At 61.6% G+C, this 18,481-nt stretch carries 16 protein-coding genes; 9 read left to right on the forward strand and 7 right to left on the reverse strand.

Going from position 1 to position 18,481, the window contains the following annotated elements:
* The coding region (locus MUM_RS0105705; RefSeq protein WP_010167923.1) for a 5-formyltetrahydrofolate cyclo-ligase at positions 1 to 272 on the forward strand (272 nt) is incomplete at its 5' end.
* A gap of 7 nt (positions 273 to 279) precedes the next feature.
* On the opposite strand, the gene MUM_RS1000000134570 is transcribed toward MUM_RS0105705, so the two are convergent.
* Positions 280 to 429, reverse strand: a complete 150-nt coding sequence (locus tag MUM_RS1000000134570) for a hypothetical protein (protein ID WP_003213959.1) — start codon at positions 427 to 429, stop codon at positions 280 to 282.
* Positions 430 to 625: 196 nt separating this feature from the next.
* Between MUM_RS1000000134570 and MUM_RS0105715 the strand changes: the two genes are divergently transcribed.
* The 4 genes from MUM_RS0105715 to MUM_RS0105730 all read left to right on the forward strand — a co-directional run bounded on the left by MUM_RS0105715 (position 626) and on the right by MUM_RS0105730 (position 6,015).
* The gene (locus MUM_RS0105715) at positions 626 to 1,075 is read left to right on the forward strand and encodes an EVE domain-containing protein (protein ID WP_010167925.1); all 450 of its coding nucleotides are present in this window, start codon (positions 626 to 628) and stop codon (positions 1,073 to 1,075) included.
* Positions 1,076 to 1,214: 139 nt separating this feature from the next.
* Positions 1,215 to 2,180, forward strand: coding sequence for an HlyD family secretion protein (locus MUM_RS0105720; protein WP_010167926.1), 966 nt, complete (start codon positions 1,215 to 1,217; stop codon positions 2,178 to 2,180).
* Positions 2,177 to 4,897 carry a ribosome-associated ATPase/putative transporter RbbA gene (rbbA, locus tag MUM_RS0105725; protein ID WP_010167927.1) on the forward strand — a complete coding sequence of 907 codons (2,721 nt, stop codon included), beginning with the start codon at positions 2,177 to 2,179 and terminating at the stop codon, positions 4,895 to 4,897. Before MUM_RS0105720 ends, rbbA begins: the two co-directional genes overlap by 4 nt.
* Complete coding sequence (locus tag MUM_RS0105730) at positions 4,897 to 6,015, forward strand: ABC transporter permease (RefSeq protein WP_010167928.1); 1,119 nt, start codon at positions 4,897 to 4,899, stop codon at positions 6,013 to 6,015. The genes rbbA and MUM_RS0105730 overlap by 1 nt, the downstream gene beginning before the upstream one ends.
* A 159-nt stretch (positions 6,016 to 6,174) precedes the next feature.
* Here the strand turns inward: MUM_RS0105730 and MUM_RS0105735 are convergent, their stop codons facing one another.
* Positions 6,175 to 6,582, reverse strand: a complete 408-nt coding sequence (locus MUM_RS0105735) for a flagellar basal body-associated protein FliL (RefSeq protein WP_010167929.1) — start codon at positions 6,580 to 6,582, stop codon at positions 6,175 to 6,177.
* Between the two features lie 149 nt (positions 6,583 to 6,731).
* Here MUM_RS0105735 and MUM_RS0105740 point away from each other — a divergent pair, with 149 nt between their 5' ends.
* From MUM_RS0105740 to glpT, 3 genes are all read left to right on the forward strand, one after another.
* Positions 6,732 to 7,709: an NADPH:quinone oxidoreductase family protein gene (locus MUM_RS0105740; RefSeq protein ID WP_010167930.1), complete on the forward strand. Its 978-nt coding sequence runs from the start codon at positions 6,732 to 6,734 to the stop codon at positions 7,707 to 7,709.
* A 75-nt stretch (positions 7,710 to 7,784) separates the two neighbouring features.
* A complete protein-coding gene (locus MUM_RS0105745) occupies positions 7,785 to 8,402 on the forward strand; it encodes a flagellar basal body-associated protein FliL (protein ID WP_010167931.1) in 618 nt (205 codons plus the stop codon).
* Between the two features lie 282 nt (positions 8,403 to 8,684).
* Positions 8,685 to 10,022 (forward strand): glycerol-3-phosphate transporter, encoded by a 1,338-nt coding sequence (gene glpT, locus MUM_RS0105750; RefSeq protein ID WP_010167932.1) that lies wholly within the window; start codon positions 8,685 to 8,687, stop codon positions 10,020 to 10,022.
* On the opposite strand, the gene MUM_RS0105755 is transcribed toward glpT, so the two are convergent.
* On the reverse strand, positions 10,019 to 10,672 hold the full coding sequence (locus MUM_RS0105755; protein WP_010167933.1) for a gamma-glutamylcyclotransferase: 654 nt from the start codon (positions 10,670 to 10,672) through the stop codon (positions 10,019 to 10,021). The two genes, glpT and MUM_RS0105755, sit on opposite strands and share 4 nt — an antisense overlap.
* A 40-nt stretch (positions 10,673 to 10,712) precedes the next feature.
* The gene (locus MUM_RS0105760; protein ID WP_010167935.1) at positions 10,713 to 13,106 is read right to left on the reverse strand and encodes a TonB-dependent receptor plug domain-containing protein; all 2,394 of its coding nucleotides are present in this window, start codon (positions 13,104 to 13,106) and stop codon (positions 10,713 to 10,715) included.
* Between the two features lie 327 nt (positions 13,107 to 13,433).
* Here MUM_RS0105760 and MUM_RS0105765 point away from each other — a divergent pair, with 327 nt between their 5' ends.
* Entirely contained in the window at positions 13,434 to 13,910 is a 477-nt protein-coding gene (locus MUM_RS0105765; RefSeq protein WP_010167937.1) for a hypothetical protein, read from the forward strand.
* A gap of 52 nt (positions 13,911 to 13,962) precedes the next feature.
* Here MUM_RS0105765 and MUM_RS0105770 read toward each other — a convergent pair whose 3' ends face one another.
* The 3 genes from MUM_RS0105770 to MUM_RS0105780 all read right to left on the reverse strand — a co-directional run bounded on the left by MUM_RS0105770 (position 13,963) and on the right by MUM_RS0105780 (position 18,472).
* Positions 13,963 to 14,931, reverse strand: a complete 969-nt coding sequence (locus MUM_RS0105770) for a CDP-6-deoxy-delta-3,4-glucoseen reductase (protein WP_010167939.1) — start codon at positions 14,929 to 14,931, stop codon at positions 13,963 to 13,965.
* Positions 14,931 to 16,397: a 4-hydroxy-3-polyprenylbenzoate decarboxylase gene (ubiD, locus tag MUM_RS0105775; protein ID WP_003213983.1), complete on the reverse strand. Its 1,467-nt coding sequence runs from the start codon at positions 16,395 to 16,397 to the stop codon at positions 14,931 to 14,933. Before ubiD ends, MUM_RS0105770 begins: the two co-directional genes overlap by 1 nt.
* A gap of 89 nt (positions 16,398 to 16,486) precedes the next feature.
* Positions 16,487 to 18,472: an acyltransferase family protein gene (locus MUM_RS0105780; RefSeq protein ID WP_010167942.1), complete on the reverse strand. Its 1,986-nt coding sequence runs from the start codon at positions 18,470 to 18,472 to the stop codon at positions 16,487 to 16,489.
* Positions 18,473 to 18,481: the final 9 nt, after the last annotated feature.

Raw genomic sequence — 18,481 nt, forward strand, 5'->3', positions numbered from 1 at the left:
AGGTCTGGGCGCTGGACCTGGTGCTGCTGCCTTTGGTGGGCTTCGATGATGTGGGTGGGCGACTGGGCATGGGCGGCGGCTTTTATGACCGCAGCCTGGCCTACATGGCCCGCCGCAAATCCTGGCGCAAGCCGACGCTGTTGGGCCTGGCTCATGAATGCCAGAAGGTCGAACGATTGGCGCAGGCAAGCTGGGATGTACCGCTTGAGGGCACAGTCACCGATAAGGATTGGTATAGGGCAGAGACGCTACTGGAATCAGCAGCGCCTTAAAGACGGGTCAGCGCTTGAACGGTTGCGGCTGTTGCTGTGCGAGTTCAATCGGTGCGTCAGTCTTGTTCGACCACAAGCTCTGCGCATAGCCGGTGGTCACAACGCCCAGGCCGAACAAAATAACCAAAATCCATAGTAAATCCGGTTTGCGTTTCATCGATTGCCCCCCTTCAGGCATCTTGCATACGATGACAGCAACGTTCCATTAGTAGTCCGTGCCAGCTGCGTCAAGCTCAAAACCCCGGCATTCTGCGTTAACGTGAACCAACACGCAAACCTTGACGCCAACCGACTGTCGGTTTGTCATAAAATTGCAGGACAACTTTCCCAATCGCCTTTTGAGGAGCAAAAACATGGCCTATTGGCTGATGAAATCCGAGCCCGATGAACTGTCGATCACCGGCCTGGAAAAGCTCGGAGAAGCCCGGTGGGATGGGGTTCGCAACTATCAGGCACGCAACTTCCTGAGGGCGATGGCGGTGGGTGACCACTTCTTTTTCTACCATTCCAGTTGCCCGGAACCGGGGATTGCCGGCATCGGCAAAATCGTCGAGGCGGCCTACCCGGACCCCACCGCACTGGAGGCTGACAGCCATTATTTCGACGCCAGGGCGACACCCGAAAAGAACCCGTGGAGCGCAATCAATGTCGCCCACGTCGAGACGTTCCCGAAGGTCCTGGGGCTGGGTTATCTGAAACAGCAAACCGCCCTCGCCGAGTTGCCCCTGGTACAAAAAGGCAGCCGCCTTTCGGTGATGCCCGTCACCGCCGAGCAGTGGGCCGCGGTGCTCGGCCTGCGCTAAAAGGCAGAACCCTGCGGTCACGCCCATGGCGCATGCATCTGCGCGTCAACCGGGTTAGGCTGGCGCTTCATTTGACCCGCATCAAGGGCCTTCGGGCAGGATCGGTCAAACTAGGACGCTAACGCCGCAGGATGCACCCATGTCGACGAACCACCGCACCTCCCATCTTTTCGCCATTCCATTGATTGTCTTGCTGCTGGCTGCCGGCGGCTTCGGCTATTGGCAATCCACCCAGGACCGCCTGCCCGAAGGCTTGAGCATGGGCAATGGCCGGCTGGAATCGACTGAAGTGCAGATCGCCACCAAGATCCCCGGGCGCCTGGCTGAAGTGCGGGTGGATGAAGGCGACAAGGTGCTCAAGGGCCAGTTGCTGGCGCGCATGGACACCCGCACCCTGGAAGCCCAGCGCGCCCAGGCTGAAGCCGAAGTGCTGCGGGCCAGGGAGAATTTCGCGGCCGCCGAAGCCAATGTGCAACTGCGCCAGAGCGAGCAACTGCTGGCCAGCCAGGAACTCAAGCGTACCCAGGAACTGTACAAGCGCGGGTTCGCCAGCGGCCAGTTGATCGACCAGCAGCAGGCGCGGCAAAACACCGGCAACGCCGCCGTGGTCGCCGCGCAAGCGCAGGTCAATTCGGTAAAAGCCGCCATCGGCGCCGCCCAGGCCCAGGTCGCGCAACTCACCAGCGAAATCGAAGACAGCAGCCTGCGGGCGCCCATCGACGGCATCATCCAGCTGCGCCTGGCCGAACCCGGCGAAGTGCTCGGCGCCGGTGGCCGCGTGCTGCTGCTGATCGATCCCAACGACCAATACATGAACCTCTACCTGCCCGCCTCGGTGACCGGTCGCCTGACCGTCGGCAGTGAGGCGCGGATCCTCCTCGACGCCCTGCCGAAGCAGCCGCTGCCGGCGAAAATCAGCTTTGTCGCGGCCAAATCGCAGTTCACCCCCAAGGAAGTGGAAACCCGTGACGAGCGCCAGAAGCTGGTGTTCCGGGTCAAACTGCGCCTGACCCAACCGAGCGCCGTGCCACAAGCCAAACCGGGCATGCCCGGCGCCGGCTATGTGCGCACCGCTGACCTGGACTGGCCGGCCAACCTGCAATGAACGGCCTGGCGCTGCACGCCACGGGGATCAACCATCGCTACGGCAAGCAACAGGCGCTGATCGACATCGCCTTCAGCCTGCCCGCCGGCACCCGCTGCGGGCTGATCGGCCCGGACGGCGCCGGCAAGTCGAGCCTGCTGGGTTTGATCGCCGGGGTTAAAAAGCTTCAACAAGGCGAGCTGGAAGTGCTCGGTGGCTCCATCGAAGACCGCCGTCACCGCAACAGCCTGTACCCGCGAATCGCCTTCATGCCTCAGGGCCTGGGCGGCAACCTGTACCCCGAACTGTCCATCAGCGAAAACATCCGGTTCTTCGCCACGCTGTTCGGGCTGTCGAAAGCCGACTGCGACCAGCGCATGCACAACCTGCTGCTGGCCACCGACCTCGCGCGCTTCGCAGACCGCCCTGCCGGCAAACTCTCCGGCGGCATGAAACAGAAACTCGGCCTGTGCTGCGCATTGATCCACGACCCTGATTTGCTGATCCTCGACGAACCCACCACCGGCGTCGATCCGCTGTCCCGTCGACGCTTCTGGGAACTGGTAGAAACCGTACGCAGCGAACGCCCACAACTGACGCTGCTGGTGGCCACGGCCTACATGGAAGAAGCCGAGCAGTTCGAACACTGCCTGATGCTCGACCGCGGCAAGCTGATCGCCGACGGCCTGAGCAGCGAACTGGCCGCCGCGACGCCCAGCGGCAAACTGGATGAAGCTTTCACCCATTTCCAGGGCGACAGCGCCCACAACAACCAGCCACTGGTGATCCCGCCACGCCAGGGCGACAACACTGACATTGCCATTGAAGCCCACGACCTGACCCTGCGCTTCGGCGACTTCACGGCAGTCAACAAGGTCAGCTTCGCCATTGGCCGGGGCGAGATCTTTGGTTTCCTCGGCTCCAACGGCTGCGGCAAGACCACCACCATGAAAGTCCTCACCGGGCTGATGCCGGCCACCGAGGGCACGGCCACGCTACTGGGCAACCCGGTAAACGCCAAGGACCTGGCCACCCGCAAGCGCGTGGGCTTCATGTCGCAAAGCTTCTCGCTGTATGGCGAACTCAGCGTGCGCCAGAACCTGGTACTGCACGCACAGTTGTTCGACCTGCCCAAAGCCGAGAGCGGCCAGCGCATCGACGAGTTGATCGAGCGTTTTGACCTGGGCGACGTCGCCGAGCAGCCTTCCGGCGAGTTGCCCCTGGGTCTGCGCCAGCGCTTGTCCCTGGCCGTGGCCGTGCTGCACCGCCCGGAAGTGCTGATCCTCGATGAACCCACCTCGGGCGTCGACCCGGCCGCCCGGGATGACTTCTGGCGGTTGCTGATCGAGCTGTCCCGGGAACAGGGCGTGACCATCTTCCTGTCCACCCACTTCATGAACGAGGCCCAGCGCTGCGACCGCATCTCACTGATGCACGCGGGCAAGGTGCTGGCCTGCGACACGCCGGATGCGCTGCAACAGCAGTTCCACGGCGAGACCCTGGAGGCGGCGTTCGTCACCTGCCTGGAGCAAGCCCAAGGCGCACCTGAAGCCGCAGCCGCACCCACCGGAACCGTCAGCGAACCCATGGCTCCGCCCGTCAGCAAGCGCGGATTCAGCGTCGCCCGCCTGTTGGCCGTCGCCAGCCGCGAAGGCAAGGAACTGCTGCGGGACAAGGTGCGCATGGCCTTCGCCCTGCTGGGTGCGATTTTCATGATGGTGATCTTCGGCTACGGCATTTCCCTGGACGTGGAAAAGCTCGCCTTCGCCGTCTACGACCAGGACCAGACGCCGCAAAGCCGCGCCTACCTGGAGGCCTTCCGCAGCTCGCGCTACTTCGCCGAACAGCCGCCGATCACCGACGCCAGCGAACTGCACAAACGCCTGCAACGCTCGGAAATCAAACTGGCGCTGGAGATTCCGCCGGGGTTCGGCCGTGACCTCTACGCTGGCCGCCAACCCGCCGTGGCCGCCTGGCTCGACGGTGGCATGCCGTTCCGTGCGGAAACCAGCCGCAATTATGTCGAGGCCGTGCATCAGGCCAATCTCCAGCAACTGGCCGAACTGAACAGCACACCGCTGAACCCGCAAGCCGCCGCCAAACTGGAAACCCGCTTTCGCTACAACCAGGACGTGGTCAGCGTGAACGCCATCGGCCCCGGCGTGATGGCCCTGATCCTCGCGTTTATCCCGGCGATGCTCACGGCCCTGGGAATCGTGCGGGAGAAGGAGCTGGGCTCGATCACCAACTTCTACGCCACACCGCTCACCCGCCTGGAATTCCTGCTGGGCAAGCAGGCGCCGTACCTGGCCGTAAGCCTGATCAACCTGGGGCTGCTGGTGGCGATGAACCGCTGGCTATTCGGCGTGCCGTTCAAGGGCAGCGGCGTGACCCTGGCCTTTGGCGGCCTGCTGTACGTGTTGGCCACCACCAGCATGGGCCTGTTGATTTCCGCATTCACCCGCACACAGATCGCGGCGATCCTCGGCACCATGATCATCACCAGCCTGCCGACCATCCAATTCTCCGGGCTGATTGTGCCGCGCTCGTCCCTGGAAGGTGCCGCCGCGTTGATGGGCATGCTGTTCCCGGCGGGTTACTTCCTCGACATTGCGGTGGGGACCTTTACCAAGGCCCTGGACCTGCGCCAGTTATGGCCACAGTGCCTGGCGCTGTTCGGGTTTTTCCTGGGGTTCACCGGGCTTAGCCTGATCATGCTCAAGAAGCAGGAGGCCTGATGCATACGTTCGCCCATATCCTGCGCCTTGGCATCAAGGAACTGACCAGCCTGCGCCATGACAGCGTGTTGCTGCTGTTCCTGTTCTACGCGTTTACCGTCGCCATCTATATGCCCGCGGCCGGCTCGGTGATCGGCGTGCACAACGCCAGCGTGGCCTTTGTGGATGAAGACCACAGCGCGCTGTCCCGCCAACTGGCCGAAGCGCTGCAACCGCCGGAGTTCCAGCCAGCGGTACCGCTGCCCTATGACCAACTGGACAACGTGATGGACAGCGGCCAGTACACCTTTGTAATCAACGTGCCGGCGAATTTCCAGGCCGACCTGTTGGCCGGGCGCCAGCCGGGGGTGCAGGTCAACGTCGATGCCACGGCCATGAGCCAGGCGTTCATGGGCGCCGGGTACATCGGGCGGATTTTCCAGCGTGAGTTGCTGACCTATGGCAACCAGGCTGATGCCGCCCAAAAGGCCCCGGCGCTGCTGACCACCCGGGCACTGTTCAATACCAACCTGGAAGGCGGCTGGTTTTTGGCGGTGATTCAGATCGTCAACAACATCACCATCCTCGCCATCGTGCTGACCGGTACCGCGCTGCTGCGTGAACGCGAGCACGGCACCCTCGACCATTTGCTGGTGCTGCCCCTGACGGCGCTGGAAATCATGCTGGCGAAAATCTGGAGCAACATGCTGGTGGTGGTGCTGTGCACCTGGCTGTCGCTGGAAGTGGTGGTGAAAGGTTTGCTCGGCGTGCCGCTGGCCGGGTCGCTGACCTTGTTTTTGCTGGTGACCGCGCTGTACCTGTTTGCCAGTACTGCCCTGGGTATCTTCCTCGCCACCCTCGCCCGCTCGACGCCGCAGTTCGGCTTGCTGGCGATCCCGGTGATTATCCCGATGCTGTTGTTGTCTGGCGGCAGCACACCGCTGGACAGCATGCCGCAGTGGTTGCAATGGGTGATGCAGGGCTCGCCGTCGACGCACTTTGTGAGCCTGAGCGCAGCGATTCTGTTCAGGGATGCGGGGGTGAGCGTGGTGTGGCCGGACTTGCTGGCGCTGGCGGCGATTGGGTTGCTGTTTTTTGCGGTGGCGTTGGCGCGGTTCAGGAAGAGCCTTGCCTCTTGAGAGCGATGCGCTTTCGTGGCGAGGGAGCTTGCTCCCGCTGGACCGGGCTGGCGCTCCAGTGCGAAGCGCTCCCTGAATTTTGGGGCCGCTGCGCAGCCCAGCGGGAGCAAGCTCCCTCGCCACAGGGGCGCCCTTTTACCAGACGTCAATTGCGTGGGCTTACTGGATGATCAGGTTGTTGAACAACAAATCCTCAACCTGCGGTTTGCCGGTCTCGTCGTTCATCACTTGCTGGGTTTGCTTCAGGGCTTCCTGGCGCAGTTTTTCCTTGCCGTCGACGCTGCTCATGGTGTCGTTGGTTTGCTGGGTAAACAGCGCCACCAGTTGGTTGCGAATCAACGCATCGTTGGCTTTGACGGCAGCCGCCGCCTCGGGGCCGGTCACGCGCAGGGCGATATCCGCCTTGAATACCCGCAGCTTCGCGGTGCCATCCAGGCCGTAATTGCCGACGAACGGCGGGCTCAGGCTGATATAGCTGACCTTCGGCGCGTCGCCTTCTTTGGCTTCTTCGGCCAGGGCTGCCGTCGGCAGTGTCAGGGCCAGCATCAACAGGATCCACGCTTTCACAGTTCATTCCTCAATTCGGTTGCCCAGTAGCATAACGCTAGCAGCCCTGAGCACAAGCTTATGGCGACTTATCAGGCCGGGGCATGCTCGTTGACCCGTCGCCCTGCCCACCTACACTTATCGGCCAACACGCCAAAAGGAATAGTCCGATGAAAGCTGTGCTGTGCAAAGCCTTCGGCCCCGCCGAAAACCTGGTGCTGGAAGACGTCGAAAGCCCGGCGATCAAGAAGAACGAAATCCTGTTGGACGTGCATGCCGCCGGGGTCAATTTCCCGGACACCCTGATCATCGAGGGCAAGTACCAGTTCAAGCCGCCGTTCCCGTTTTCACCGGGCGGTGAGGCGGCGGGCGTAGTCAGCGAGATCGGCGAAAAGGTCAGCCACCTGAAAGTCGGCGACCGGGTGATGGCGCTGACCGGCTGGGGCAGCTTCGCCGAGCAGGTCGCCGTGCCGGGCTACAACGTGCTGCCGATCCCGCCGAGCATGGACTTCAACACCGCCGCCGCCTTCAGCATGACCTACGGCACCTCGATGCACGCCCTCAAGCAGCGCGCCAACCTGCAACCCGGGGAAACCCTGCTGGTGCTCGGTGCTTCCGGCGGCGTCGGCCTGGCCGCGGTGGAAATCGGCAAGGCCATGGGCGCCCGGGTGATCGCCGCGGCCAGCAGCGCCGACAAGCTGGCGGTAGCCAAGGCCGCCGGTGCCGACGAGTTGATCAACTACAGCGAAGCCAGCCTCAAGGACGAGATCAAACGCCTCACCGGCGGCAACGGTGTGGATGTGATCTACGACCCGGTAGGCGGCGACCTGTTTGACCAGGCCATCCGCGGCATCGCCTGGAATGGCCGGCTGCTGGTGGTGGGTTTTGCCAGCGGGCGCATTCCCGAGCTGCCGGTCAACCTGGCGCTGCTCAAAGGCGCCGCGGTGGTCGGGGTGTTCTGGGGCTCGTTCGCCCAGCGCCAGCCCCAGGACAACGCGGCCAATTTCCAGCAACTGTTCGGTTGGTTTGCCGAGGGCAAGCTCAAGCCGCTGGTATCTCAGGTGTACCCGCTGGAGCAGGCCGCGCAGGCGATCAATGACCTGGGCCAGCGCAAGGCTGTCGGCAAGGTCGTGGTGCAGCTACGCTGACGATTGTTTCATTTTGTCCACGAGGTGCCTGGGCCCATGATCGGCCGAGGCACATACTCATTGGCAGGAAGAATAATGGTCACACGGTTGCGCGCGCTGTTCCTGGGGGTGTTGATGGTGGTGTCGGCCCAAGCCCTTGCCCATAAAGAGGACAAGGATGTACGTGGGCTGAACAACGTGACGGTGCTGATCGTGCGCCATGCGGAAAAACCCGATGAGGGCCCGCTGCTGAGCCCCAAGGGCGAACAACGGGCGGCGGCCTATGCCAGCTATTTCGACCCTCTGCTGTTGAGCGGCATCTCCGTGGTGCCCCAGCGGCTGATCGCCACCAGCGACAGCAAGGAAAGCTCCCGTCCTCGCCTGACCCTGACACCCCTGGCCCAGCGCCTGCAGCTCCCACTTGAAACCCCCTACTCAGACGATCAAGTCGGCAAGCTGGTGAAGTCCCTGCGCAAGTCCAACCAGGCGCAAACCGTGCTGATCGCCTGGCATCACGGGCATATCGACAAGCTGATCGAAGCTTTCGGCGGCGACGGCCCGGCGCTGACCGGCATGAAAAAGTGGCCGGAAAGCGTGTACGACTGGTTGATCGTGCTGCGTTTTGACGAACAAGGCCAACTGGTGGAGTCCCGCAGTCAGAAGGTCCAGGAGCACCTGCTTCCGGGTGATATCGCAGCCGCCAACGGCAGCTGAGCCGGATCGCTGTCTGTGGCGAGGGAGCTTGCTCCCGCTGGGTCGCGAAGCGGCCCCAAAAGATGGGCCTGCTGCGCAGTCCAGCGGGAGCAAGCTCCCTCGCCACACGTTCGTGATACCCCGCCTGAAAACGCCCCTTACTTGCCTCTAAGCGACATGTTCGTAAAAGAACATGCAATTGCACTCAATTCCTATGCCCGCAGATAAGAGGCGGTGCTATTTTCGGTAACGAAACTGTAACATTCGCATCCGCAGTCAAAACAAGAAATCTGGAGCTCTTGAATGTTTGCTTTCTTCCGTCCTGCCGCACATCAGGCGCCCCTGCCTGAAGAAAAGATAGACAGCACGTATCGACGCCTGCGCTGGCAGATCTTCGCCGGTATTTTCTTCGGTTACGCCGGGTACTACCTGCTGCGCAAAAACTTCTCCCTGGCCATGCCCTACCTGATTGACGAGGGTTACACCCGTGGCCAGCTGGGCCTGGCGATGTCGGCGATTGCGATTGCCTACGGCCTGTCCAAGTTCCTCATGGGCCTGGTGTCCGACCGCTCCAACCCGCGCTACTTCCTGCCCTTCGGCCTGCTGGTGTCCGCCGGGGTGATGTTCATTTTCGGTTTCGCACCCTGGGCAACGTCCAGCGTGACCATGATGTTCATTTTGCTGTTCATCAACGGCTGGGCCCAGGGCATGGGCTGGCCGCCAAGCGGGCGGACCATGGTGCACTGGTGGTCGCAGAAGGAACGCGGCGGCGTGGTTTCCGTCTGGAACGTGGCGCATAACGTCGGCGGTGGCTTGATCGGCCCGCTGTTCCTGCTGGGCATGGCCTGGTTCAACGACTGGCACGCGGCGTTCTACGTCCCGGCCACCGTGGCCCTGCTGGTGGCGGCGTTTGCCTTCATCACCATGCGTGACACCCCGCAATCGGTGGGCCTGCCGCCTATCGAGCAATACAAGAACGACTATCCGGAAGGCTACGACGCCAGCCACGAAGACGAATTCAGCGCCAAGGAAATCTTCGTCAAGTACGTGCTGCGCAACAAAATGCTCTGGTACATCGCCTTCGCCAACGTCTTCGTCTACCTGCTGCGCTACGGCGTGCTGGACTGGGCACCGACGTACCTCAAGGAAGCCAAGCACTTCGACGTGGATAAAACCTCGTGGGCGTACTTCTTCTACGAGTGGGCAGGCATTCCGGGCACGCTGCTGTGCGGCTGGATGTCGGACAAGATCTTCCGTGGCAACCGTGGCCTGACCGGCATTGTGTTCATGGGCCTGGTGACCGTGGCGACCCTGGTTTACTGGCTCAACCCGCCGGGCAACCCGATGATCGACATGATCGCGCTGTTCTCCATCGGCTTCCTGATCTACGGCCCGGTGATGCTGATCGGCCTGCAGGCGCTGGAACTGGCACCGAAGAAAGCCGCCGGTACCGCAGCGGGCTTTACGGGCTTGTTCGGGTACCTGGGTGGTTCAGTGGCAGCGAGTGCGGCCATGGGCTACACCGTTGACCATTTCGGCTGGGACGGTGGCTTTGTGCTGCTGATCGGCGCGTGCCTGCTGGCGATCGCGTTCCTGATCCCCACCTTGTGGCACACCAATAGCGTCAGTACCGCACGTTAATCGTCGGAACAGCCCTTGGAACACCGCTTGAGCCGCGCCTCCAGATTCTTGTCTGGCATGGCGTGGCTACGCAGGGCGTTGACGGTCTGCTCGACATAATCGCGCGTAGTGCCGTAACGCCCGCAAGCGCTTTGCAACACGTGATTCAGCACAATGTCGGGCAAGTTACCGGCATAACTGGGCAGGTGCCGCTCCAGCACAAATCCCAATGCCTGCACCTGGCTGCCATCTTCAAGACGGCAGGTCAGCCAGTGTGGCCGGTAGGAGGGGTAAGGCATCTCGCGCTGCCACAGGGCATACAGCGAGGCCTCCAGTTGATCTTCCGGCAGGCGGTAAGCGAACCCGCTGCACGAGCCACCGCGATCCAGGCCAAACACCAACCCCGGTATTTCCGGCGTGCCCCGATGCTCGTGGGACCACAGGTACAAGCCCCGGTGATAACCGTAGACCCGTGCCCGCATCCGTTGTGTCGACGAACATTCAGGTCGCCAGATCAGCGAACCGTAAGCGAACAGCCAGACCGGTCCCCCCTTATGCCGGGCCATGGTGGCCTGCATCGAACTCATCAACTGTTCGTGAGTGAGTTGCGGCCCCAGATCGAGCCGCGGAGGGTAAGCCAATTGCAAAAGATCAGATTCAATGGCGGTCATGGCAGATCGCTTAGGTCTCCTTTGTTGTTACGAGAAGCTGTTACCAGTTGTAAGCAACTTTACCGTAATAGAACGCGCCGCTGTAACCGTACGGCGAAAAAGTGCTATAGGCCAAATTGCCACCACTGCTGGCGTAGGCATTGAGTTTTTCCGGGTACTTGTCGGTGACGTTGTCGCCGCCGACGGTGAAGGTCCAGTTTTTCAGCTTGTAGTCGGCCGACAGGTCCAATAGCCAGGCTGCCTTGAAGCTCTGGTCGTTGGTGGGGTCTGCCTGATAGCTGGTGAATGAACCATAGCGCACCAAATTACTGTGCAGCGCCCAATTGCCGAAACTCAGGTCGTTGCCCAGGCTCAGCTTGTGTTGAGGCGTGGTGTCGCCCAACAGGCCGATGCGCTCGCGACGGTCCACCCTCACCAGGCTTGCCCCCAGGCTATCCAATACCGCCGGGTTGGCTTTTACGTCGGTGACCTTGGTGTGGTTGTAGTTGTAGCCCACGGTGCTGTTCCAGCGCACACCGTTATCCAGTTGATAGCGATAGTTGGCCACCAGGTCGATGCCATTGGTGGTGGTGTCGGTGGCGTTGGTGAAGTAGCGCACGGTGGTGTAATTGATGTTGCCGACGCCGTTGGCCTGCAGATACGCGAGCGCCGCCGGGTTCTTGCTAAGGTCCAGGTTGGAGGACAGGCTGATGCGGTCGCTGATGTCGATGCGGTAGACGTCGGCGGTCACCGTCAGGTTGTCGGTCGGCTCCAGCACCAGGCCGAGGCTGTAATTGCGGGACTTCTCGGCTTTCAGGTCTTCAGCACCGAGCAGGCGCGCCACCTGGCTGTTGGCCGGGAAGGTACCGGCTTCCTGGATGGTGTTGCCGATCAGTTGCGACGAGGTGTAAGCGAAGTTTTGCTGTGCCAGGGATGGCGCACGGAAGCCGTTGGAAACACTGCCGCGCAAGGCTACTTGCGGGGTGAAGTCGTAACGGGCCGAGAGCGAGCCGCTGACGTTGGAGCCAAAGTCACTGTAATCCTCGTGACGCACGGCAGCCGAGGCGCTGAGTTTTTCGGTGAAGTTGGTTTCCAGGTCGAGGTACTGCGCCCAGTTATGCCGCGTGCTGGTGCCGGCGTCGGAATCACGGAAGCCGCCCAGGCCCGAACTGCCGGTCTGGTAGTAGGACGCCGGGTCACCCGCCTTGATTTGGTAACCCTGGTCCAGGTACTCGCCACCAAACGCGACCGACACCGGGTACGGCAACCAGCCCAGGCTGAATTCCCGCGACAGGTCCAGGCTGAGTTGCTTCTGGTCATTGACCAGGGTGCCGTTGTCGAACTTGCGCGGCGTGGCCAGGCCCAGCGAGGTGTTAATGGTTTCAGTGCCGATCTGATACTGGTTCTTGCCGTAGTTGACCGACACATCGTAGTGCCAGTCATAGGCCAACAACCCGCGCAGGCCCACCGCCAGGGACGTGTCTTCCACGTCACCGCGAATCAGCGGCAGGTAACCGTTGGGGTTGAGCGCAGGAATGTTGTTGCTCGCGTTGCTGGCCCTGTAGAACGCTGCAGTCTCGCCACGGGTCTTGCTGTAGCCGCCGAACGCGTAGAACTCAGCCGCGTCGCTGAAGGAATATTCCGAATTGAGAAACAGCTTGCCCTGATCGGTGGCCGGTTCGCCCTGGCGGAATACGCGCTGGCCATAGGTCGTCGAACCGACGCTGCCCGGCCGGAAATCCTTGCCGGCGCGGTTGGTGTAATCGTTGTCGGCACCTTCGGCGGAGACGTTGATAAAACCGTTATCCCCCAGCGCCACGCCGGTGTTGCCGCTGAGATTGCGCTGGATACCGTCGCCCTTTTTGTATTCACCGAACTTGCTGGTGATCGAGCCGCCGTGGTCGTCATGCTTGAGGATCACGTTGATCACCCCGGCAATCGCATCCGAGCCATAGCGGGCGGAGGCGCCGTCACGCAGCACTTCGATATGGTCCACCGCCGCCAGCGGGATCGCATTCAGATCCGCCGGTGCCGAGCCGCGCCCCACGGCGCCACCGAGGTTGACGAAGGCGCTGGTGTGGCGGCGCTTGCCATTGACCAGCACCAACACCTGGTCCGGTGACAAGCCGCGCAATTGCGCCGGGCGCACCAGTTCGGCGCCGTCCACCAGGCTTGGGCGTGGGAAGTTGATGGAAGGAATCAAACGGGCCAACACCGCGCCCAGTTCGTCAGAACCGGTGCTGCGCAGGGTGTCGCCGGAAATCACATCGATGGGTGACAGCGAAGCACTGGCGGTGCGCTCTTGGGCGCGGGTGCCGGTGACGATGACTGTGTCGAGTTTGGGTACATCGGCAGTGGCCGTTTCGGCGGCTGCCACTGGATTGAATCCCACAGCGGTCAGCAAATTAGCCGACAAAATCGCCGTGTACAGCAGGTGCTGCTTGTTGCTCCCCATACCGCTCCCCTTGGAATCAAAAGCCAGAACGTCAATGCTCTGAGCTCGTACGATCGATCCGTGTGGCGGACGGTGGCGGTCATTTATTGGTTATTGGCAGAAAGTCGGTAGTCCGTTGTCATATAGCTTAATGATATTTATGTAACAAATTAAATACCTTTAAAGAATAAGCGAATGCATAAGCACCGCCCGTCCGCTCATCAGGATTGAGCCGTGCACGCCCAGTACCTTCAGCACCCGTTCAGCCTTTATAGGGCCTGAGCCTTCAAAATGGCCACCTGTCACGACCCACTTAGCCGCCCAATCACCGACTATCGAGGTCGCACCATGAAATATCGACTTTCCAGCCTGCTGTTCCTGGCACAGGCCACCACCGCCCTGGCGGTCGAAGCACCCAGCCAGGACGAAAAAGGCTTCTGGTACGCCCAGACAAGCGTCTACACCCGGCACTTTGCGCCGGACAAGGACCACAACAATCATCAGGATTTGATCGGTCTGGAGCGCAATGAAGCGTCAGGCCTGGTGTATGGCGGGGCAACGTTTCGCAACTCGTTCAGCCAGCGTTCGTACTACGTCTACGCCGGCAAGCGCTACGACATGACCGATTACCCAGTGTATTTGAAGCTGACAGGCGGCCTGATCCAGGGCTATCGCGGCAAGTACCGCGACAAGATTCCACTGAATGGGCTGGGCGTAGCGCCGGTGATCATCCCGTCGGTGGGCACTCACTACGGACCGGTCGCCGCCGAGCTGGTGTTGCTCGGGTTCAATGCGGCGATGGTGACGACAGGCGTTCGGTTCTGATTGAACCGCTGAAGGGCTTCTGTGGCGAGGGAGCTTGCTCCCTCACCACATGTTACGGACGGGGCGCGTAGGCAAATACATCGGCGCGCATCTGGTGCGCATCCATGCCGGCGTCGACCAACGCATCCAGCGTGCCATAGATCATTGCCGGTGAACCGCTGGCGTAGACGTGCACGGCCGTGAGGTCGCTGATGTCTTCGCAGACCGCTTCATGCAACAACCCGCAACGCCCTTCCCAGCCGCACAGGTCGCTGACCACTTTGTGCAGGAACAGGTTGGGCAGTTGCAGCCACTGGTCCCAGTGCTCGATGTCGTAGAAGTCTTCTGGCCGGCGTACACCCCAATACAGATGCACCGGGTGCTTGAAGCCGCTGGCGCGGCAGTGTTCGATCAGGCTGTGCATTTGCGCCATGCCGGTACCGGCGGCGATCAGCACCAGCGGCCCGTCGGGCAGTTCCGCCAGGTGGGTGTCGCCAAACGGCAGCTCGATACGCGCCATCTGGTTGCGCTGCAATTGCTCCAGCAGGCTGCGGGCGCTGTCTTCCCGGGCCAGCACATGCAATTCCAGCTCGCGCCCGGCGTGGGGCGCCGAGGCCAGGGAGAATGCCGACTTCTCGCCGTTTTCCCGCTCGATCATCAAGTATTGCCCGGCGTGGTAACGCACCGGCTTGCCCGCCGGGGCCCGCAGGCGCACGCGCCATACGTCACCGCCCACTTCAACGCATTCACTCAATTGGCAAGACAATTTGCGCACCGGCAACTCTCCCGGCGCCAGCACGCCATCCCACAACACGATGCAATCTTCCAGCGGTTCGGCAATGCAGGTATAGAACTCGCCATGGTCACGCACCTCACCGGCTTGCTGCACCCGCCCTTCCACCAACAGCGCCGCACACACGTGACACACGCCATTGCGGCACGCCTGAGGGCAATCGTAGCCCAGGCGTCGCGCGCCCTCGAGGATCCGCTCGCCGGGGGTCAACTCAAGTACCGCACCGGAAGGCTGCAGGGTTACACGCATCAATCTATTCCTAATTCTTTCCAGAGCGCATCGACACGAGCAGTTACCGCTTCGTCCTTGACGATCACCCGGCCCCATTCACGGGTGGTTTCACCCGGCCATTTATGGGTGGCGTCCAGGCCCATTTTCGAGCCGAGGCCCGATACCGGCGAGGCGAAGTCGAGGTAGTCGATCGGCGTGTTATCGATCATCACGGTGTCTCGCTTGGGGTCCATGCGCGTGGTGATGGCCCAGATCACGTCGTTCCAGTCCCGGGCGTTGATGTCGTCGTCGGTGACAATAACGAACTTGGTGTACATGAACTGTCGCAAAAACGACCACACACCCAGCATTACCCGCTTGGCATGACCCGGGTACGACTTCTTCATCGTCACGATGGCCATGCGGTACGAGCAGCCTTCCGGCGGCAGGTAGAAGTCGGTGATTTCCGGAAACTGCTTTTGCAGGATCGGCACAAACACTTCGTTCAACGCCACGCCGAGGATCGCCGGCTCATCCGGCGGACGGCCGGTGTAGGTGCTGTGGTAGATCGGTTTGATGCGGTGGGTGATACGCTCGACGGTGAACACCGGAAAGCTGTCCACTTCGTTGTAGTAGCCGGTGTGGTCGCCGTACGGGCCTTCATCGGCCATCTCGCCCGGGTGAATCACCCCTTCAAGGATGATTTCTGCGGTGGCCGGCACTTGCAGGTCGTTGCCACGGCATTTCACCAGCTCGGTGCGGTTACCGCGCAACAGGCCGGCGAAGGCGTACTCGGACAGGCTGTCGGGCACCGGCGTCACAGCGCCGAGAATGGTCGCCGGGTCTGCGCCCAGGGCCACGGACACCGGGAAGGGCTGGCCGGGATGCTTTTCGCACCACTCACGGAAATCCAGCGCGCCGCCACGGTGGCTCAACCAGCGCATGATGACCTTGTTGCGGCCGATCACTTGCTGACGGTAGATGCCGAGGTTCTGGCGGTCCTTGTTCGGGCCCTTGGTGACGGTCAGGCCCCAGGTGATCAGCGGGCCGACGTCGCCGGGCCAGCAGGTTTGCACGGGCAGCATGCCGAGGTCGACGTCATCGCCTTCGATGACCACCTCCTGACATACCGCGTCTTTCACGACCTTGGGGGCCATGGCAATGATCTTGCGGAAGATCGGCAGCTTGGACCAGGCATCCTTCAGGCCCTTGGGTGGCTCGGGCTCCTTGAGGAAGGCCAGCAGCTTGCCGATCTCGCGCAGTTCGCTGACCGACTCGGCGCCCATGCCAAACGCCACGCGATCGGGGGTGCCGAACAGGTTGCCAAGTACCGGGATATCAAAGCCCACCGGGTTTTCGAACAGCAGCGCCGGGCCCTTGTTGCGCAGGGTACGGTCGCAAATCTCAGTCATTTCCAGCACCGGGGAAATCGGCACCTGGATACGTTTCAACTCTCCGCGCTGCTCAAGTTGCTGCACGAAATCCCGAAGATCCTTGAATTTCATTAACCATGCCACCCGTAAAATAGGCGTACATCCTACCTGCTCTTACGGTCGCTGGCAGCTTATTGAGCAGTATTGCCGACGACACCGACTCAACGAGCCGATGCCTGGCTTTGATTGCGCAAGGCCTTGAACAACGGCTCAAGGAACCCTTCGACATACCGCGAGCCGACCGCCGAGAGGTGATTGTCATCGGTGTACAGCGACCGACCGTCCAGTTCCACCCGGCACCAATCATTCACACTGCATAGCTTCGGCGCCGGATCCAGCACCTTTACCTCGGGATCAGCAGCAGCGATTTGCTCGAATACGTGGCTGATATAGGCCTGGCGCTGAAGATGCTCAGCCAGGGGCATTCCCTCTCTGTCGGTGGGCCGGTCGAGCATTGCCAGGCGACTGAGACGGTAAGGCGGACTGAATTCCTGCAGCGGGACTTCCTTGACCAACCACACCCGATGGCCGCCTGCGCGCAATTGCTGCACAAGGGCGCGCAGGCTTTCGGCGAAACGCTGCTCGGCGACGCCACGATCGTAGGTGCCGGTCGCCGGGTTGAGCAGTGAGGCCTCGGTGTCACCATCGAGCTGCCCATAGACATAAAGACTCCAGCGCGCCGCCAGCACCACGTCGCTAAAGGTTTCCTGGCCCAGCAGTTGGCTGACTCGCTGGTTAAAGCTCAAGCAGCCCGGAACACTCTCTTTACGATTAAACGGCAGGCAGCCGGCGTAACCTGCCTGAGTGACGCTGACACCGTACTTGCTCGCGCCGTCTTGCAACGCCGGAACCAGAGCCGTGGCATGGCTATCGCCCCAAACCAACGCACGTGTTGGCCCGGACTGAGGTCCGAAATGACAAAATCCATGGTGGCGGTTTTTCCCCCCATCCACCAGACAGGCCATGAGGTCCGGGCTCCACTCGCGCGCCTGGGCAAACTGCAAGGCCTCGGGCGAAAGGCGCCAAGGCAACCCCTTCGTCCAGACCAGGCCTTTGCCCAGCAGTCCCACCCCAAGAAGCGCGATACCCGCCGCCACCAGGATTTGCTTGCGCCCTGCCAGCAACCGACGCTCACGGAATGGCGCCTCGATGAATCGCCAGGATCCATAACCCAGCAGCAGGCTCAACACAAACAACCCGCCCAACTCCCACGGGCCCAGCCCGTCGACGCTGGCGTACTTGCCGAACACATACACCGGCCAGTGCCACAGGTACCAGGAGTACGAGATCAGGCCAATCCCTACCAGCAAACGGCTACCCAGCAGCTTGCTCGCCAGGGTAGCTTGCTGACCGTTGGCCCAAATCAGACAGACCACGCCCACTACCGGCAACAGCGCTGCGGCGCCGGGAAACGGCGTGCTCGGGTCATAGGCGAAGACCGCCAGCAGGATCAGGCCGAGGCCGGCAAGGCTGACGGCCTGCGCCAACAGCGGGCTTGCGCGGTACTCACGTACCGGCATGACGGCCAGCATGGCGCCCGCCAACAGTTCCCAGGCACGCATCTGCAGCAGGAAAAAAGCCCTTTCCGGAGAGTGGGCCACCGCCCACACACTCATCCCGAATGACACCAGCAACAACCCAAACAGCGCCGCACGCCAGTGTTTGAGCCGGCTCGACAGCAGTGTCAGCAACAGAGGGAAGAGAATGTAGAACTGTTCCTCAACCGACAATGACCAGGTATGCAACAACGGCTTGATATCGGAGGCCACATCAAAGTAGCCGTCCTGGCGCATGAAAAACAGGTTGGAGATAAACACCACCTGGTTATGCATCGACCGCCCCAACTCGCTGTAATCCTTGGGCGCCAGCAGAAACCAACCCACCACCAGCGTGCCGAGCATCATCACAAACATTGCCGGCAGGATACGCCGCGCTCGCCGAGCCCAGAAGCCGACAAAACTGAAGCGGCCAGCCTCACGCTCACGCCAGATGATCGAGGTGATCAAGTAACCGGAGATCACGAAAAAGACGTCAACACCGACAAAACCGCCGGTAAAGCCCGGTACACCAAAATGAAACAGCACAACAGCGAGAACGGCTATGGCACGCAGGCCGTCAATGTCCCTGCGATAAGCGAGAATGGTCATAAATCTTGT

The sequence above is a fragment of the Pseudomonas sp. PAMC 25886 genome (genome assembly GCF_000242655.1).
Taxonomy (GTDB): domain Bacteria; phylum Pseudomonadota; class Gammaproteobacteria; order Pseudomonadales; family Pseudomonadaceae; genus Aquipseudomonas.

Excerpts from the sequence above, each read along its gene's own strand:
- rbbA (WP_010167927.1), top strand. The coding sequence starts at position 2,177 with ATGAACGGCCTGGCGCTGCACGCCACGGGGATCAACCATCGCTACGGC.
- MUM_RS0105745 (WP_010167931.1), top strand. The coding sequence starts at position 7,785 with ATGGTCACACGGTTGCGCGCGCTGTTCCTGGGGGTGTTGATGGTGGTG.
- MUM_RS0105780 (WP_010167942.1), bottom strand. The coding sequence starts at position 18,472 with ATGACCATTCTCGCTTATCGCAGGGACATTGACGGCCTGCGTGCCATA.
- MUM_RS0105770 (WP_010167939.1), bottom strand. The coding sequence starts at position 14,931 with ATGCGTGTAACCCTGCAGCCTTCCGGTGCGGTACTTGAGTTGACCCCC.
- MUM_RS0105740 (WP_010167930.1), top strand. The coding sequence starts at position 6,732 with ATGAAAGCTGTGCTGTGCAAAGCCTTCGGCCCCGCCGAAAACCTGGTG.
- MUM_RS0105765 (WP_010167937.1), top strand. The coding sequence starts at position 13,434 with ATGAAATATCGACTTTCCAGCCTGCTGTTCCTGGCACAGGCCACCACC.
- MUM_RS0105760 (WP_010167935.1), bottom strand. The coding sequence starts at position 13,106 with ATGGGGAGCAACAAGCAGCACCTGCTGTACACGGCGATTTTGTCGGCT.
- glpT (WP_010167932.1), top strand. The coding sequence starts at position 8,685 with ATGTTTGCTTTCTTCCGTCCTGCCGCACATCAGGCGCCCCTGCCTGAA.
- MUM_RS0105730 (WP_010167928.1), top strand. The coding sequence starts at position 4,897 with ATGCATACGTTCGCCCATATCCTGCGCCTTGGCATCAAGGAACTGACC.
- MUM_RS1000000134570 (WP_003213959.1), bottom strand. The coding sequence starts at position 429 with ATGAAACGCAAACCGGATTTACTATGGATTTTGGTTATTTTGTTCGGC.
- MUM_RS0105755 (WP_010167933.1), bottom strand. The coding sequence starts at position 10,672 with ATGACCGCCATTGAATCTGATCTTTTGCAATTGGCTTACCCTCCGCGG.
- MUM_RS0105720 (WP_010167926.1), top strand. The coding sequence starts at position 1,215 with ATGTCGACGAACCACCGCACCTCCCATCTTTTCGCCATTCCATTGATT.
- MUM_RS0105715 (WP_010167925.1), top strand. The coding sequence starts at position 626 with ATGGCCTATTGGCTGATGAAATCCGAGCCCGATGAACTGTCGATCACC.
- ubiD (WP_003213983.1), bottom strand. The coding sequence starts at position 16,397 with ATGAAATTCAAGGATCTTCGGGATTTCGTGCAGCAACTTGAGCAGCGC.